Origin of the sequence: Pseudoalteromonas sp. SG44-8 (genome assembly GCF_014164125.1) — a bacterium.
GTDB lineage: Bacteria > Pseudomonadota > Gammaproteobacteria > Enterobacterales > Alteromonadaceae > Pseudoalteromonas > Pseudoalteromonas rhizosphaerae.
On sequence record NZ_JACJEQ010000007.1, the window covers coordinates 122,911 to 138,975 of the forward strand.

General features: G+C 40.2%; 13 protein-coding genes. 4 read left to right on the forward strand and 9 right to left on the reverse strand.

Going from position 1 to position 16,065, the window contains the following annotated elements; genetic code table 11:
• Positions 1–3: 3 nt before the first annotated feature.
• The 5 genes from fliG to H5163_RS08295 all read right to left on the reverse strand — a co-directional run bounded on the left by fliG (position 4) and on the right by H5163_RS08295 (position 5,871).
• On the reverse strand, positions 4–1,044 hold the full coding sequence (gene fliG, locus H5163_RS08275; RefSeq protein WP_145239407.1) for a flagellar motor switch protein FliG: 1,041 nt from the start codon (positions 1,042–1,044) through the stop codon (positions 4–6).
• Positions 1,037–2,752 carry a flagellar basal-body MS-ring/collar protein FliF gene (gene fliF, locus H5163_RS08280; protein ID WP_145239410.1) on the reverse strand — a complete coding sequence of 572 codons (1,716 nt, stop codon included), beginning with the start codon at positions 2,750–2,752 and terminating at the stop codon, positions 1,037–1,039. Before fliF ends, fliG begins: the two co-directional genes overlap by 8 nt.
• Positions 2,753–2,772: 20 nt before the next feature.
• Entirely contained in the window at positions 2,773–3,105 is a 333-nt protein-coding gene (gene fliE, locus H5163_RS08285) for a flagellar hook-basal body complex protein FliE (protein WP_145239413.1), read from the reverse strand.
• A 178-nt stretch (positions 3,106–3,283) separates the two neighbouring features.
• Positions 3,284–4,762 (reverse strand): sigma-54 dependent transcriptional regulator, encoded by a 1,479-nt coding sequence (locus H5163_RS08290; protein ID WP_145239416.1) that lies wholly within the window; start codon positions 4,760–4,762, stop codon positions 3,284–3,286.
• Positions 4,759–5,871 (reverse strand): PAS domain-containing sensor histidine kinase, encoded by a 1,113-nt coding sequence (locus H5163_RS08295; protein WP_145239418.1) that lies wholly within the window; start codon positions 5,869–5,871, stop codon positions 4,759–4,761. The genes H5163_RS08290 and H5163_RS08295 overlap by 4 nt, the downstream gene beginning before the upstream one ends.
• A gap of 140 nt (positions 5,872–6,011) precedes the next feature.
• Between H5163_RS08295 and H5163_RS08300 the strand changes: the two genes are divergently transcribed.
• Positions 6,012–6,599 carry a DNA-3-methyladenine glycosylase I gene (locus tag H5163_RS08300; RefSeq protein ID WP_182734912.1) on the forward strand — a complete coding sequence of 196 codons (588 nt, stop codon included), beginning with the start codon at positions 6,012–6,014 and terminating at the stop codon, positions 6,597–6,599.
• A 419-nt stretch (positions 6,600–7,018) separates the two neighbouring features.
• Here the strand turns inward: H5163_RS08300 and H5163_RS08305 are convergent, their stop codons facing one another.
• Entirely contained in the window at positions 7,019–8,455 is a 1,437-nt protein-coding gene (locus H5163_RS08305; protein WP_182731007.1) for a sigma-54 dependent transcriptional regulator, read from the reverse strand.
• Between the two features lie 163 nt (positions 8,456–8,618).
• On the reverse strand, positions 8,619–9,404 hold the full coding sequence (locus tag H5163_RS08310; protein WP_182734913.1) for a flagellin: 786 nt from the start codon (positions 9,402–9,404) through the stop codon (positions 8,619–8,621).
• 210 nt (positions 9,405–9,614) lie between these two features.
• Between H5163_RS08310 and pseB the strand changes: the two genes are divergently transcribed.
• The 3 genes from pseB to H5163_RS08325 are packed head-to-tail and all read left to right on the forward strand — an operon-like array spanning position 9,615 to position 12,960.
• Complete coding sequence (gene pseB / locus H5163_RS08315; RefSeq protein WP_145239431.1) at positions 9,615–10,616, forward strand: UDP-N-acetylglucosamine 4,6-dehydratase (inverting); 1,002 nt, start codon at positions 9,615–9,617, stop codon at positions 10,614–10,616.
• The gene (gene pseC, locus H5163_RS08320) at positions 10,613–11,767 is read left to right on the forward strand and encodes a UDP-4-amino-4,6-dideoxy-N-acetyl-beta-L-altrosamine transaminase (protein WP_145239433.1); all 1,155 of its coding nucleotides are present in this window, start codon (positions 10,613–10,615) and stop codon (positions 11,765–11,767) included. Before pseB ends, pseC begins: the two co-directional genes overlap by 4 nt.
• A gap of 56 nt (positions 11,768–11,823) precedes the next feature.
• Positions 11,824–12,960, forward strand: coding sequence for a Gfo/Idh/MocA family protein (locus H5163_RS08325; RefSeq protein ID WP_182731005.1), 1,137 nt, complete (start codon positions 11,824–11,826; stop codon positions 12,958–12,960).
• A gap of 5 nt (positions 12,961–12,965) precedes the next feature.
• On the opposite strand, the gene H5163_RS08330 is transcribed toward H5163_RS08325, so the two are convergent.
• Positions 12,966–14,492, reverse strand: coding sequence for a class I adenylate-forming enzyme family protein (locus H5163_RS08330; protein WP_182718188.1), 1,527 nt, complete (start codon positions 14,490–14,492; stop codon positions 12,966–12,968).
• Positions 14,482–16,065: a hypothetical protein gene (locus tag H5163_RS08335; RefSeq protein WP_182734914.1), complete on the reverse strand. Its 1,584-nt coding sequence runs from the start codon at positions 16,063–16,065 to the stop codon at positions 14,482–14,484. The genes H5163_RS08330 and H5163_RS08335 overlap by 11 nt, the downstream gene beginning before the upstream one ends.

Consider the following 16,065-nt stretch of genomic DNA (forward strand, 5'->3'; position numbering starts at 1 on the left):
GGTTTACAAGAACTCCTCACCACCACCACCACCAAGCATAATTTCACCTGAATCAGCGAGACGACGTGCCGTAGATAAAATCTCTTTTTGCGCGGCTTCAACTTCGCTGATCCGCACAGGTGCCATTGCTTCTAAATCATCAGCAAGCATCTCTGCAGCCCGTTTTGACATATTGCCGAGGATTTTCTCTTTCAATGCATCATCAGTACCTTTGATGGCTTTCATCAGTACATCTTGTTGGACTTCTCGCAAGATAGCTTGAATACCACGATCATCAACATCCATTAAGTTTTCAAATACGAACATTAAATCTTGGATTTGTTGCGACATCTCTTCGTCATGCTCACGGATAGAATCCATCAACTGACCTTCAATATTAGTATCGAGGTAGTTCATGATATCTGCCGCCGCTTTCAAGCCGCCCATTTTTGCAGCTTGCGCACCAGCTTGTCCGGCAAATTGTTTTTCCATTATCTCGTTCAACTCTTGTAAAGCCGCAGGTTGAACTTCTTCAAGGTTGGCGATTCGCATGGTTAAATCTAAGCGCACTTTTTCAGGAAACTGCGCTAAAATTTCGGCCGATTGCTCAGGCTCCAAATACGATAAAACGATAGTTTGTATTTGCGGATGCTCATTGCGAATAATATTGGCAACCTGCTTTGAGTCCATCCATTTCAATGAATCAAGACCCTTGGCACCAGATCCCATAACAATTTGATCTATCAGGCTTGCCGCTTTATCTTCACCAAGTGCCGCAGTAAGCGCTTTTTTGATAAAATCTTCTGATTGGAAGCCAATCGTACTAAAGCTTTGTATTTGTTCTATAAATAAATTGTGCACGGCACTGATTTTGGCTTGCGATAGATCATCTATCGCCGCCATTGCCATACCCACTTTTTGCACCTGTTTAGGTTCAAGGTGCTTTAATATTTGCGCTGCATCTTCTTCGGATAAGCTTAGCAATAAAATTGCGGCTTTATCTACACCGTCTAATTTATCAACATCAAACGCTGCTGGCAGTTGTTTTTGTTCTTGATCAGTCATCTTCAGTTAACCACGCTTTCACAACTTGTGAGGAGAGTTCTGGCTCATTTGCTACTAAGGCACGAACAGCTTTTAATAAGTCTTCATCGCCATGTAGGTCTGGTAACTGTAGTGTACCATCACTTGAGAAGCCAACCGAAGCAGAATCAAAATCTTTATTTAGCATATCTAGGGTGTTATCACCAATATCTACACCAGAACTAAGCGCATCATCATCATACTCTTCAAGGGTATCATCTGGGTAAATCAAGCGTTTCAGCATAGGTTTAACCACCGCCATGATTAGCACTATAATAACCAATGCGCCAAGCACTAAACGCACAACTTTCATAAACCAGTTTTGTTCCCACAGTGGCACTTCAATAGCTAAGTCCATCGGTTCACGTACAAACGGTACTGTCACTACTTCTAATGCATCACCACGCTGTAAGTCAAAACCCACACCACCTTGCAGTAAACGACGAATATTTGACAGTGCTTCAACTGAGCGAGGCTCCATAGTCGTTTCACCATTTTCACCCACTTTTGCCACATAATCGACTGCCACAGACACACTAATTCGACGAATAACACCACTTTGCTGACGTGTGTGGGAGATAGTAGTATCAAGTTCATAGTTACGTGTCGCTTCTTTGTGAGTGCGACTGGGTGATGAACCAGAGCCTGCACCACCTTGACCGGCAATTTCAGGAATATTTGAATCTGTTGGAGGCTGATTTGTCAGCGCGCCAGGAATACCGATAGCTAACCCGCCGATGTTGTTTTCTTCAAAGGTGGTTTCACTGCGTACCGCCGGTAAATCAGGGTTGTAGCGTTTTTGAGTTTCTTCAATCGCACTAAAGTCCATACTTAAATCGACTTGTGCAGTGTAGTTACCCATACCAATAACTGGCATTAAGATACCATCTATTTTATCTAGATATTCTTGTTCACGTTTACGTTCAATATCGTATTCTTTGCGTGAGCGAGCAGCTAACGCACTTTGCGATCCTGAATTAAGTAATCGGCCATTTTGGTCTGTTACAGTTACTCGTGACGGCTCTAAACCTTGCACTGCTGAACCAATAATATCAACAATGGCGTCCACTTCTTCACTACCGAGCATGCGACCACGTTTTAAAGTTAATACCACTGTTGCGGATGGTTTTTTCTCACGACGAGCAAAAACATTTTCTTTCGGTATTGCCAATAATACTTTAGCACGCGTGACATTTTGTAGTTCCTCAATCGTACGCGCTAGTTGTTGTTCACGACCATGCTTTAAACGTTCACGCTCTAAACGCTGACTAACACCAAAACCCATATCTTGCATGATAATATCAGTACCCGAGTTCGGCGCTTGCTCAATACCTTCGCGGGTCATTAACAATTTAATATTTTGATATTCATTTTCAGGAACAGAAACCACATTGCCATCAAGTTGATAGTCAATTTTTTGTGCATCTAAAAAGTCGAGCGTTTGAATTAGCTCTTCCGTTGGCATTTTTCCAAGTGGACGCATATCTGGTTGACGTGCCCAAATAATCACAAAAATAGCAATCGCTAAACAAATCGCTAATGCAATAATTAGAGTAACCTGACGCAATACATCAACGCCGTTTAATGCACTTAAATAGCCTGACTTTTGTTCTTGTTGATCGTCATTATCAGTTTGGTCGATACCGCCGCCGGCCAAAGCAAGATCTGTTGATTGATTAGATTGCGCCACAATAATTCTCCACTACCTAGTTAAACAGGCATGTTCATGATTTCTTTATAGGCTTCTACAAGTTTGTTACGAACTTGCACCGTAGCTTCAAAGGCAACTGACGATTTTTGTGATGCGATCATTGCATCCGCTAATGACACATTTCGATCGCCCATTTCAACCGCTACGACTTTTTGTTTCGCATCAGCTTGAAGGCCATTCACTGTATTGAGTGCATCACTTAACAAATCGCCAAATTGGGCGCTCGAAGTAGGCTGCGCCTGCGTCGGTAATTTGTTTACTTGATTACTACGACCAGCTTCGAGAGCCATAGATTGCATTTCTTGAAATAATGCGCTGTTTTGAATTTTCATAATTGTCTCTGACGATGCAGTTTACTAATAACTTAATAAAGCACAAAGCATGCCAACTAATAAACCAATAAATATCAGAAACTTAAGATTTATTTTAGTTGTCAGAGTTTTGACAAGTTTACGCCCAGCAAGGCTGAGCGTAAATTAAATAGTGAAGGAAAACAAAAATTATAGAGGCTTAAGCAGGTAAGGTGATCCCCAAATCACGCATTTGAGCCAATTTATAACGTAATGTTCGTGGGCTGATCCCTAATGTTTCAGCTACATCTTTACGCTTGCCTTGACAACGATTTAGGGTTTCTAAAATAATTCTATGCTCTTTATCTTTAAGTTCATCTTTGTAACTTCCCGAATCCAAGCTTGGTAATTCTTCACGCAGCTGATTGCGTTGTGCTGTGGCTTTTATTGCTGGCGCTTGCAGATCATAATAAGCATCATTAGTTGGTGAACTTGTAACCGCCGAAGTAGTGCTTTCTGGTGCTGAATTAACCGGCACTAAACTTGCTGATAAAGCCGCAGTTAGAGGAGTCTGGGTTAAATTTTCAATAAAAATAGCACTTTCGTCAATCATATCACCGTGGCGTAATATCAGCGCACGCTGGATCACATTATCCAGTTCACGCACATTACCTGGCCAAGTATGAGCTAATAATTTTTTCTCTGCCGGTTCGCTAAGTACAGCGATAGGCTCTTTGCTTTTATTGAGATGACGTTCAATTAAATGCTTTGCCAACACGACAATATCGCCTGGACGTTGACAAAGTGGACGCCACATCAACGGAAATACATTTAATCGATAATATAAATCTTCTCTAAACTGGTGCTTAGCCACAGCCTCTTTTAAATCACGGTTACTGGTAGCCAAAATACGTACATCCAGCTTAATAGTTTTGCGACCACCTAAACGTTCAACTTCGCGTTCTTGTAATACGCGTAGTAACTTAGCCTGTAGGCCTAAATCCATCTCAGTGATTTCATCAAGTAAAATTGTGCCACCTTGTGCTTGCTCAAATTTACCCGGACAAGCTTGAATCGCACCAGTAAACGCGCCTTTCTCGTAGCCAAATAATGTAGCTTCGAGCATATTTTCAGGGATCGCAGCACAGTTTATTGCGACGAATGGCTGCTCTGCGCGATCTGATTTATCATGGATAAAGCGTGCGAGTACTTCTTTACCTGAGCCACTAGGACCAAGCACCATCACACTGGCATCCGATTTAGCAACCCGACTTGCAAGTTCTAATAGCTGAATACTACTCGGATCAGCGACAATCGGGCCATCTGTTTCTTTTTCTGGCTCAGGTAGATAGCGGCTTACCATATTAAGTAGCACTTCGGGCGCAAACGGTTTGGCCATATAGTCAATTGCCCCTAACCGCATAGCCTCAACAGCATCATCAATAGTCGCATACGCTGTCATCATTAAAACCGGTAGATCAGGGTAATTAAGATTAATGCTGCGCAGTAAATCAAGACCACTCATCGCGCCCATTTGCACATCGCTCACGACCAGCGAAAAGCTGTCTTTTTTAAGTAGCACCATAGCTTGCTCGGCACTGTCAGCCGCAACGCAATCTATTCCAGACATTTCAAGCGTATCAATCAAGGCTTCACGAAGCCCTGCATCATCTTCAACCACTAAAATCGTGTTGTTCATATTGCCTCCGCCGATGTTGACTTTGTACAAATAGGTAACAGTAAACTAAAGCAGGCTCCGCCTTGAGCATTGTTCGTTACTTCAACTCGTCCTTGGTGTGCATTTGCGACTGAACTAACCACCGCTAAGCCTAAACCGGTGCCTTGGCTTCGCGTAGTAAAAAATGGTTCAAATAATTTATCAAGTAAGCTTAAATCGACCCCAGGGCCATTATCACTTACAGTAATACACACTAGCTCGGGGTCACTCGCATCCCGCTGCGCACTTAATTGAACGAGTGCATTACTGCCAATGACTTGAATACTATTGTGAATAAGGTTTTGAATGGCACTGGCAAGCGCAGTTTTATTGCCCATTATCTCGATATCAGGCTCAGGTAAACTGACCTGAAGTTCACTATTATTAAGTGCGACCATAGCATCAGCGCCAGTTTTCACTTCAGTTAATAATTGCTGCATGGAAACATGTTCAACAACTTGCTGATCGCCACTTTTTGCGAACAACAACATATCGTTTACTTGGGTTTCGAGATCTTTTAAACGCGACATTAACTTAGTATGAAAATTGCCTCGAGAGCTTTCGGGTAACCGCTTTGAACCTAAATTAGCGGCATACAAAATCGCAGCAGACAGTGGTGTTCGCACTTGATGTGCCAAAGATGCCACCATTTTACCCAATGCACTTAAACGCTGCATATGTGCAACGCGTGTTTGTAGACGACGCGTTTCGGTTAAGTCAGTCATTAAGATTAATTGCCCTGGCTCTGGCGCTAATGCCGTTATTTCTAACTTAATTAAGCGTCCATCTTTTAGCGATACTTCATGGCCATCATCTTGTTGGGGCCGAAACGAGCGCTGGATCACACTGAACCACTTTTCACCTTCGAGTGGTTCCCCTAACATGTCTGTTGCGATTTGATTAGCTTTAGCGATCAAACCGCGACCATCAAGCACCACAACACCCGCAGGCATTGTATCTACTAAATGACTTAACCAACTGGCTTGCTGGCGTAATTCACTTAACTCACCAATGTACTCTTCTTGCAGTAAACATGGGTTATACTGGGTCGCTGTGATAAATTGTGGTTTTAAGACATTAGCTAAGGCCATAATGCATTCTCGTTTACAGGATCTAACTAGCTAAATGCACAAATTGTACCAACAATTATATTGATTAATTTCATTTGCTTAGCGTATAAATAACGCGACAAAAAAATGACAAACTAAAATAAGCAAAGCAAGGAGACACTATGAATTCAACAAATTTATGTCGCTGCCCTTGGCTCGATACCAGTAAAGATGACTATGTTGACTATCACGACAACGAATGGGGTGTGCCTGTTTATGATGATCAAATCTTGTTTGAGTTTATTACTCTGGAATCAGCACAAGCAGGATTAAGTTGGTATACGATTTTAAAGAAACGTGATGGCTATCGTCGTGCATTTTTGGATTTTGATGTAGAAAAAGTCGCACAAATGAACGAGCACGATGTTGAACGATTAATGCTTGATGAAACAATTATCCGTAATCGTTTAAAAATTGTAGCAACCATAAATAACGCCAAACGTTTTATTGAAATTCAGCAAGAATTTGGCAGCTTCAGTAACTATCAATGGCAGTTTGTAGGTGGAAAGCCGTTAGTGAATGAGTTAGATAAACTTAGTGACTACCCTGCAATTACAGAGGCCTCAACTGCATTTGCAAAAGATTTAAAAAAACGGGGATTTAAGTTTTTAGGTCCAACCACAGTGTACGCCCATATGCAGGCCTGTGGTATGGTGAATGATCATAGTAATGATTGTTTTAGAAAAGCAGAGATTATTGAAAAATACTAGGTATTAAGAGCTAGAAAAGTGACTAGGCGCTAGGATCCTAAAATCTAGCTTCTGGGAATTAATGGCTGAAGCCATTTCCTACAAATGCTTAACCCACATATAAGCAGGCTTCAGCCGCGAAAGATTTATATATATTTTTATCTGCTCATTTGCTCTCATTCACTTCTCTTTGTGCAAAAGATCTTTAAATGATTGATCCACCACAGAGAACTCCGAGTTCAAAGAGGAAGGGATTAGGGTCCTAGCCCTTCAGCTCCGTGTAGCGCGCAGCGCCTCGGTGGTAAAAATTAAGTAACTATTTGCAAGCACCGAAATGGTAGGTAGTGCTTTAGCGCGTCAATGAACTTATCACCGTAAACGACGACCACACTCTGTGATTACTGATATTGCGAAGTAAAATATTAGCAACTTAGCACGTGTTAATCTCGTGATAGGTTATATTTTTTCATTTTTTCAACTAAGGTTGTGCGGCGTACACCCAAGATCTCCGCAGCACGCGCTACGACATAATCATAACGCTCTAAGGCCTGAGTGATCAGGCTAATTTCCAGCTCAGCTAAATAATCTTTTAGCTCAATCCCTTCGTCGGGTAAAAGGTCTGCTGATGGCTGAATTGCTTCAACTTCTGGCTCATCGTCGTAATCACTAAAACCAGTACTGAAAATATCATTGAAAGCATCACGCTCCATAAGCTCTTCGGGATATTGTGGTTCATAAGCATCAACTTCAATATAACGATATTTTGCTGGTAGGTCTGGAATATCAACCACTTTATCTGGCAGCATGATCACCATACGCTCAACTAAGTTAGCTAACTCGCGAATATTACCCGGCCATGTATGCTCTTTTAAACTATCAATTGCGCGCTCGGTAAATTTAGCGGTAGTACCACTTTGCTCATTAATACGGCGCATTAGCTCTTTTAATAATAATGGAATATCATCAGCACGTTCTGCAAGTGATGGGTTTTCGATAGGAAAAACATTGAGTCGATAATATAAATCTTCGCGGAAACTTCCTTGCTCTATCATTTTTTCAAGATCACGGTGTGTTGCAGCAATCACCCGCACATCCGCTTGAATTGGTTTTGTACCACCAACCCGCTCATAGCTGCGCTCTTGTAACACTCGTAATAACTTTACTTGCATTTGCAGCGGCATATCGCCAATTTCATCTAAAAAAAGCGTCCCACCTTGGGCAAGTTCAAAACGGCCTTTACGCGCTGAAATAGCACCAGTGAACGCGCCTTTTTCATGACCAAATAACTCACTTTCTAACAGCTCCGCAGGTATCGCCCCACAGTTAACGGGTACAAATGGCCCTGTATTACGTTTTGATAGTAAATGAACATTACGAGCAACCACTTCTTTACCAGTACCTGATTCGCCTAAAATTAATACATTAGCGTCCGTTTTAGCAACTTGTTCAATTAAAAAGCGTACATCTTTAACCGCTTCAGTTTCACCAACTAAGCCATCAAAGGTTTTGTGCGGTTTTGCGTGTTTATGCTCATTTGGTAACATCCGTTGATACTGTTGGCAATCATGCAGTAATTGAGTCGTTACATCATGGTTAAAAGGTTCACAGATAAGGCCAACTACATTGGCAATGCTCAACAGTGATTTAAGGGTTTCACCAATTAATAGAAATGGTATTGTTGGATGGCGCTTGATCACGCTCTCATGATCTAAACTTTGTAATGCGCCGAGGATCACCATACATGACTGCTTTTGGTATTTTTCACATTCTTGTTCAAGGCTTGCATCATCAAGCAGTTGCACTGCCTCACCAATAAAGGTAAGCGCAGCATGTAAACCAATCGCACGATTATTATTATTATCTAAGATCAAGATCATTATTTAGCGAACCACAGTTACTACAAGCTATTAATAATTTAAATTGTAAGCGAGTTTGGGAGGGATGCAAGCACTAAGCGGCAGTTTTTTGACAACTATGCCAAAAAATAGACGCTTAGCTAATTGCAAGTAATACTTAAGAATTACCGCAGTATCTTTAATATTAAAGCAAGCCTAAAATAGATTCAGCCGATTGGTTGGCTTGTCCACGCAGTGCAACTGACGCTTGTGCTAAAATATCATTTGATACTTGCTGTGAAACCGCCTGAGCATAATCGGTATCTTGAATTCGACTTTGGCTCGCGGCAATATTTTCTTGCTGAGTTCCTAAGCCTTTAATGGTACTTGCCAAAGTATTTTGAAAAGCACCAAGTTCAGCTCGCTGGGCGTTAATTTCGTCCGCTGCTTGGTCACTAATATCAATTGCAGCTTGAGCACCTGCTTGAGTAGAAATATCAATTGTTGATATTACTGATGCAAAACTACCGTCCGAAGGAGTAACCGTTTGATTTGCATTCGCATCTGGACCAACTTGAAACGACACCGACTGACCATCAAACATAGGTTTTCCTGCAAAATTAGCATTTTCAAACGTCTCTGTAATTTGACTTTGTAACTGCACTACTTCTTCTTGCAAAGCAGCACGGTCATTATCATTTAATGCCCCATTACCTGCTTGGATAGATAATTCACGAATACGCGAGACAGCATCGTTGACACCCGACAAGTTTGACTCGGTCGCTTGCGAATAAGAAATACCATCATAGGCATTATTCACCGCTTGGCTGTAACCGTCTTGCTGGGAGGTTAATCTATTAATTATTTGTAATGCAGCGGCATCATCTGCCGCAGAGTTGACTTTTTTACCCGTAGCAAGTTGCTCTGCAAGCTTGTTACTGGTTTGCTGTGTTTGGTTTAAAAAACTAGTTGCTGGTGATTGAATTTTCATAACAGGCTCCGACACGCTGATTGGTTAAATTATAGCTTAATTTGCCAAATTTTGCACTTTGTACCATTGTTTAATTAAATTAACTTGGCATCGTGCTTGCTAACCTACTCTGTTAATAGGTAAAGTACTGAGCAGTGTATTAAATTTCACTTTTTGCGTATTTAATTTTTTACTATAACTACGCCAATGATAAATAACTTGGGTAAAACTATGTTCGATAACAAAACAATTTTAATTACCGGTGGTACCGGATCATTCGGTAAAAAATACGTAAAAACGTTACTTGAGCGATACAAGCCAAAAAAAATAATTATTTTCTCTCGTGATGAGTTAAAACAATTTGAAATGCAGCAAGACTTTGATCAACCATGTATGCGTTACTTCATCGGTGATGTACGCGACAAAGACCGCTTACGCCGTGCAATGCGTGGAGTAAATTACGTTATTCATGCTGCAGCTCTTAAACAGGTCCCTGCCGCAGAATATAACCCGATGGAATGCATCAAAACTAACATCAATGGTGCGGAAAATGTCATTGATGCTGCCTTAGATAATAATGTTGAAAAAGTCATTGCGCTTTCTACTGATAAAGCAGCCAACCCAATTAATTTATATGGTGCGACAAAATTAGCATCCGATAAATTGTTTGTTGCCGCTAATAATATTGCCGGTGGTAATCGCACCACATTTTCAGTTGTTCGCTACGGTAATGTAGTCTGCTCGCGCGGTTCAGTAGTGCCTATTTTCCAAAAGTTTATTGACCAAGGCCGCGACCATATCCCTATCACCCATGAAGAAATGACCCGCTTTTGGATAAGCCTACAACAAGGTGTTGATTTTGTTTTAACTAACTTTGAGAGGATGTTAGGGGGAGAAATTTTTGTTCCCAAGATCCCATCAATTCGTATTACAGATTTAGCAACAGCTATGGCACCAAACCTGCCACAAAAAAATATTGGTATTCGCCCGGGTGAAAAATTACATGAGGTGATGTGCCCTTCTGATTTGTGTTTTGATACCTACGAATTTGATGATCATTTTGTGATTGCACCTGGTATTAAATTTAGTAGTCGCAGCAATAGTTTTGATACAAACGCATTAAATGAGCGCGGTAAAAAAGTTGAAGTCGGGTTTGAGTATAGTTCTTTAAGTAACCCCCACTTTTTGACAATAGAAGAAATAGCAGCTTTTAATATTCAGGCACTTTTATGATCCCATATGGAAAGCAATCTATTGACCAAGCAGATATTGATGCGGTACTCAATGTTTTACAATCTGACTGGCTCACGCAAGGTCCTAAAGTACCTGCATTTGAAGCTGGCATTGCTAGTTACTGTAAAGTAAAGCATGGCATTGCAGTAAATAGTGCAACATCGGCGTTACATATCGCATGCCTAGCATTAGGCGTTGGAGAAAACGATATAGTCTGGACATCTCCTATTTCTTTTGTAGCATCAAGTAATTGCGCACTTTATTGTGGTGCTAAGATTGACTTTGTTGATATTGACTTAGATACCGGCAACATGTCGATTAAGGAACTTGAGCAGAAGCTGATCCTAGCAGAAAAAAATAACTGCTTACCTAAAGTTGTCATACCGGTACACTTGGCGGGTCAATCATGCGATATGCAAGCCATTCATCAGCTCGCTACTAAATATGATTTTAAAATTATCGAAGATGCCTCTCACGCCATTGGTGCTAAATATTTAGATAAACCTGTTGGTAATTGTGAGTTTTCAGATATTTGCGTATTCAGCTTTCATCCTGTGAAAATCATCACGTCAGCTGAAGGCGGTATGGCGGTTACAAATGATGATAATTTAGCAAAGCGTTTAAAACGATTAAGAAGCCATGGGATCACATCAGATGAAAGTGAAATGACCGATGCAAGTCATGGACCTTGGTACTATCAGCAAATCGAGCTTGGCTTTAATTATCGTATGACTGATTTACACGCAGCGTTAGGGCTTAGCCAACTAAGTAAAGTTGACGAATTTGTTAAGCAGCGACATCACCTTGCTAAAATATATGATACACATCTTGATTTAAATTTGGTTCGTCCATTACAGCAAATTGATACCTGTTATTCCGCTTATCACTTGTACATAATTCAACTAAATAATAGCAATACAACTCGTCATAAAAACGCTGTAACTCAGCTTCGAGCAGCTGGGATCATTGGCCACGTTCATTATATTCCAATACATTTACAGCCATACTATCAAACTCTAGGCTTTAAGGTTGGTGACTTCCCTAATGCTGAAAAATATTATCAAGGTGCTATCACCCTTCCTCTTCATCCATCGTTGAAAGAGCAAGAAGTGCATTTTGTACTGAACACTCTACAGCAAATCTTAAATTAAAGTTTTCAACCTTTTTGACGATATAAACATATTATTTAATGAACCTTGAGGCAACTATGTTACAAACTCACCCGACTTTCAAACTTGCTTTTATTGGCGGGGGTAACACGTCAGCTGTTGGTTATGTGCACTTTTGCGCAGCTCACATGGATCATAAATTTCAAGTTGTTGCCGGTGCCTTTTGTCGTAATCAAGAAAATAATCAAGCTACAGGTATTCATTGGGGGATCCCAGCAGAACGTGTTTACGCAGATTGGAAAGAAATGGTCGAAGCTGAAAAGGGTCACATTGATGCTTTTGTAGTGCTCACTCCAACACCACATCATTTAGAAGTTTTACAGTATTTATTCGAAAAAAAATTACCCGTAATCTGTGAAAAAGCGATGGTTTGTGGACCACGAGAAATTGCAACTCTTCGCCCTTATTATGATCCAAAGAAACAATTTTTAGCTGTTACTTTTAACTACAGTGGCTATGCAATGGTACGTGAGTTAAAGCATTTAATAAATTCAGGAAAGCTGGGAACAATTCAAAAAATTCACTTAGAAATGCCGCAAGAAGGCTTTCGCCGCCCCCCCGATATCGCGGGAAAAACATCACAACCGCAGGCGTGGCGTCTGCGAGATGCTGAAGTACCAACCATTTGCTTAGATTTAGGTGTTCACCTTCATCACCTAAGTAGCTTTTTATTGGGTGAGGAACCAACTCACACATTAGCTGAATTTAGTAACCACTCTCAATATGCTAATTTAGTCGATGACGTACAAATGCTAGTAAAGTATGCCAGTGGCGTCAAAGGCAGCATGTGGATGTCAAAAACGGCTATTGGTCATCGTAACGGTTTACAGATCAGAGTGTATGGAGATACCGGAAGTGCTAAATGGTTACAGCTCAACCCCGATGAGTTAGAACTAAATTTTAATGATGGTAGGCGAGAGATATTAGACCGAGCGGGTCAGTGCGACTACGCCCACCAATTTAGATATAACCGCATGAAACCAGGCCACCCCACTGGTTTTGTAGAAGCATTTGCAAACTTATACAGCGACATCGCTGAAGATTTACAATGTTTTCAACTAGGGCAAGAAAATAACCAACCATACGTATTTGGTTTAGAACACGCCGCAGATGGCTTAAAGTTATTTGCTGCTGCTAAACGTTCGACACAAACACTTGGCTGGGAAAGCGTGTAATACGCTTAATTACAACTCTCTAGATATGCCTGCTTGATACTCGGTTTATGGATTTTACCCATTTCGGTTTTTGGCAGTCTTTTCATCTCAAACAAAATTCGCGGTTGCTGATAGTCAGTAAGTTCTTTGAATAAATGCATTTGCAACTGCATTTTTGCATTCACTGGCGCAGTATCATTACAAACAAAAGATAATAAAATGACTTCTCCAAATTTATCATCACTTACTCCAAAAGCCGCACACTCAGCAATCCAAGGTAAGTAATTAGTTACCAACTCAATATCGCTCGGGTAAACATTGATCCCGCCCGATTTAATAACTTCTTTTGTTCGACCAACATAATAAAGATAATTATCATCATCCAAATAACCAAGGTCACCAGTAAAAAAATAACCATCACTGTCGTAACTCTGCGCAGTTTGCTCTGGTAAGTTATAATATTGTGCAAACGCAGTTGGTGAGCGACAAGCTATTTCACCGATATTACCATTAGACAAAGTATTACGTTCAGCATCACATATTTTTATTTTCAGATTTGGTAAAGGCTTACCTACACTATTGATCGGTACATTCGGCTCGGTTATATCAAAATCACTGATCACCCCCATTTCTGATGCCCCATAACATTCATGAAAACGGCAATTCAAGGCTAATAACAGTGACTTTTTGTCGTCGCTTTCAAGCGTTGCAGAAGATGATACAACACACTTCAAGCTTGTTAACTGTGCTTTTGCTAACTCTGGGATCAAGGCCTTTAGTTGACTTGAAACAGCAAATAAAAAACTAATTTTATGAGTATTGATTGCATCAAGCCAAGCATTAACTGAGAACTTGGGTAAAATAACTACACTTGCGCCCAACATTAGTGGCATCAGTAAAGAGCGCTGTGCAAGTGAATGATATAAAGGTGTTGAAACCAACACAACATCGCTTTTATCTAATTGGTAATACTGAGCCGTCGCATCAAATGCGCGAACAATTTTAGTCGCTTGAGTAAATACTATTGGCTTAGGTTGACCAGTAGAACCTGAAGTCATGGTAAGAATATAAGGTAAATTGATATTTTCTACTGGAAACTCATCATATTGCGCCGTGGATGCAGACATTACATTGACCAAATCAATCAAGTTATCACTATTGCCACCTATCGTAATTATATTGTCGGTAGCTAAAACATCATTATTAACAAGTTGTTCAGCCACACTTATCCATGCTATAGCATACTCGCAATCAGCTACTTGTAACGCTTTTGATAAAGCCTGTCCTTTAAGAGTTAGTGGTAATGGCGCAAGCGCAATACCCAGTTTAGCCGCAGCTAATAAACAATATGTAAACTCGAGGTTATTTGGACAAAATAACGCAACTTTATGTCCTTGCTTAATTCCTAACTGAGTCAGGCCAGCAGCTAAAGAATCAACCTTATTTATTAGTTGTTGGTAGTTAATTTGGGTCTGTTGATATATACACGCAATTTTCTCAGGTTGAGTAACCGTATGTGATTGAACAAGCTGGTATATATTTTTATTGTGCATTTGGGTCCCACATTACAAAATTAAACTGCTCATCGGCCAAAGGAAATAACTGTTGCGTTACTTTATATTCTTTTGAATGTATTGGTATTGCCACAAATCCCATATAGCTATTTAGCAAATTTACAAATTTGTTGTCTTTGTGGATCACCGCAAGCCAAATAGCATTGGGATGACTCGCTTTACAAAACTCAAGTTGCCATTGTAAGGCGATCATAGCTATGGGCAAGGAAAGATCTTGATTACAAGAAAACCAGCCGCCATATAAATACTTATCTTTATATAAATTATGCCAGATATACAAACTTTGAGATTGCCTACTGCCTTCTCGCTCTGTAATCACAAAGTTAAAACGTGATTGATTAAACCACCATAAATAATGTTCCAATGGCTTAATAGCATTCTGCACAGTCATTCTCACGCTATTGCTAGGTAAGTTTCTAGCCGATAAATAACTATTTATATGGGTATCATCAACTTGGCAAACAACCAAATTATCTGTTAATTCAGTCTTTACTTCGCAGTGCTGCTCAGCAATAGCAAAACAATTTGTTGATATCTTCTCACCGACAAGAGCTTTAGCTATTCGCCGTGCCCCCTCGCCATCAACCGATACTTTTCTTTTGGCTACCAGCAATTGTAATCTTGGTAATTGACTAAGAGCGATATCAATTAACTCTCCTAATCGCAAAAAATCATCAATAGAAACATCATTAATATGGAGGTAGTGACCTAACCACTCCAAGATATCAATATCATTAGTCTGGTTATCCTCAAGAGAAAAAGTAATCGCTGGTGTTTTAGTCGCAGCACATTCATAAAAAGAGGTGCCTAATGCACCCACAAAAAGTGAGGCTCTTTCATAATACTCTTTCAGGCAAGTTACATTCTCTAAAATATTAATATTTGGAAACTCTTGCCCAATAGCATACATAGTATCTTTATTCGTTGCATAGGGACCTATCACTATATCAAAAAGAACATTTGCTTGAATGGCTCTTGGTAATCCATCAAAGATTCTTTTTAGAATAAAAAGATCACCACCGCCACCTAATGAAAATAAAACTCGAACGGGAAGATCTGACTCCGAAGAGTGCTTTTCAACGGTACGATATGTGGGATCTAAAATACAATAATTCGGGCCTAAAAGACGAACGCAATCAGTCGGTACTAGCGATTCATAACGGCTCTTTGTATTCGGTCCTACCCATTTATAATCAATCAAAAAATCGCAAGTATGTTGTCGCTCGTTATCATCAATAACGGTTAAGGTAAAACCGGATTTCTTTATCAACTGCTCGTATTCATGCGGTAAAGTATAACTATCAACTATTAAATGCGATAAACTATTCTGATGCATATAATTAATTGTTAAAAGTGCGTCCTCTTCATAATTTTGCCAATGAACATCAGCCACTTTAAAATCTGCATACAGCGTTTGGCTAAACTGACATAAATCATCAAGAATTATGTGGACACCTAATTGATGCTGTTTTAATGCAGAAGCCAAATGTTTCATTCGCATTAAATGACCAATGCCATTGTCTTGCTTATTAGTGATACGAATTGCAAACAT

Bases quoted from the DNA above. Each gene is read 5' to 3' on its own strand.
- H5163_RS08330 (WP_182718188.1), bottom strand. From the start codon at position 14,492: ATGCACAATAAAAATATATACCAGCTTGTTCAATCACATACGGTTACT.
- fliE (WP_145239413.1), bottom strand. From the start codon at position 3,105: ATGAAAATTCAAAACAGCGCATTATTTCAAGAAATGCAATCTATGGCT.
- pseB (WP_145239431.1), top strand. From the start codon at position 9,615: ATGTTCGATAACAAAACAATTTTAATTACCGGTGGTACCGGATCATTC.
- H5163_RS08305 (WP_182731007.1), bottom strand. From the start codon at position 8,455: ATGATCTTGATCTTAGATAATAATAATAATCGTGCGATTGGTTTACAT.
- H5163_RS08295 (WP_145239418.1), bottom strand. From the start codon at position 5,871: ATGGCCTTAGCTAATGTCTTAAAACCACAATTTATCACAGCGACCCAG.
- H5163_RS08290 (WP_145239416.1), bottom strand. From the start codon at position 4,762: ATGAACAACACGATTTTAGTGGTTGAAGATGATGCAGGGCTTCGTGAA.
- fliG (WP_145239407.1), bottom strand. From the start codon at position 1,044: ATGACTGATCAAGAACAAAAACAACTGCCAGCAGCGTTTGATGTTGAT.
- H5163_RS08325 (WP_182731005.1), top strand. From the start codon at position 11,824: ATGTTACAAACTCACCCGACTTTCAAACTTGCTTTTATTGGCGGGGGT.
- H5163_RS08335 (WP_182734914.1), bottom strand. From the start codon at position 16,065: ATGTTTGCAATTCGTATCACTAATAAGCAAGACAATGGCATTGGTCAT.
- H5163_RS08310 (WP_182734913.1), bottom strand. From the start codon at position 9,404: ATGAAAATTCAATCACCAGCAACTAGTTTTTTAAACCAAACACAGCAA.
- pseC (WP_145239433.1), top strand. From the start codon at position 10,613: ATGATCCCATATGGAAAGCAATCTATTGACCAAGCAGATATTGATGCG.
- H5163_RS08300 (WP_182734912.1), top strand. From the start codon at position 6,012: ATGAATTCAACAAATTTATGTCGCTGCCCTTGGCTCGATACCAGTAAA.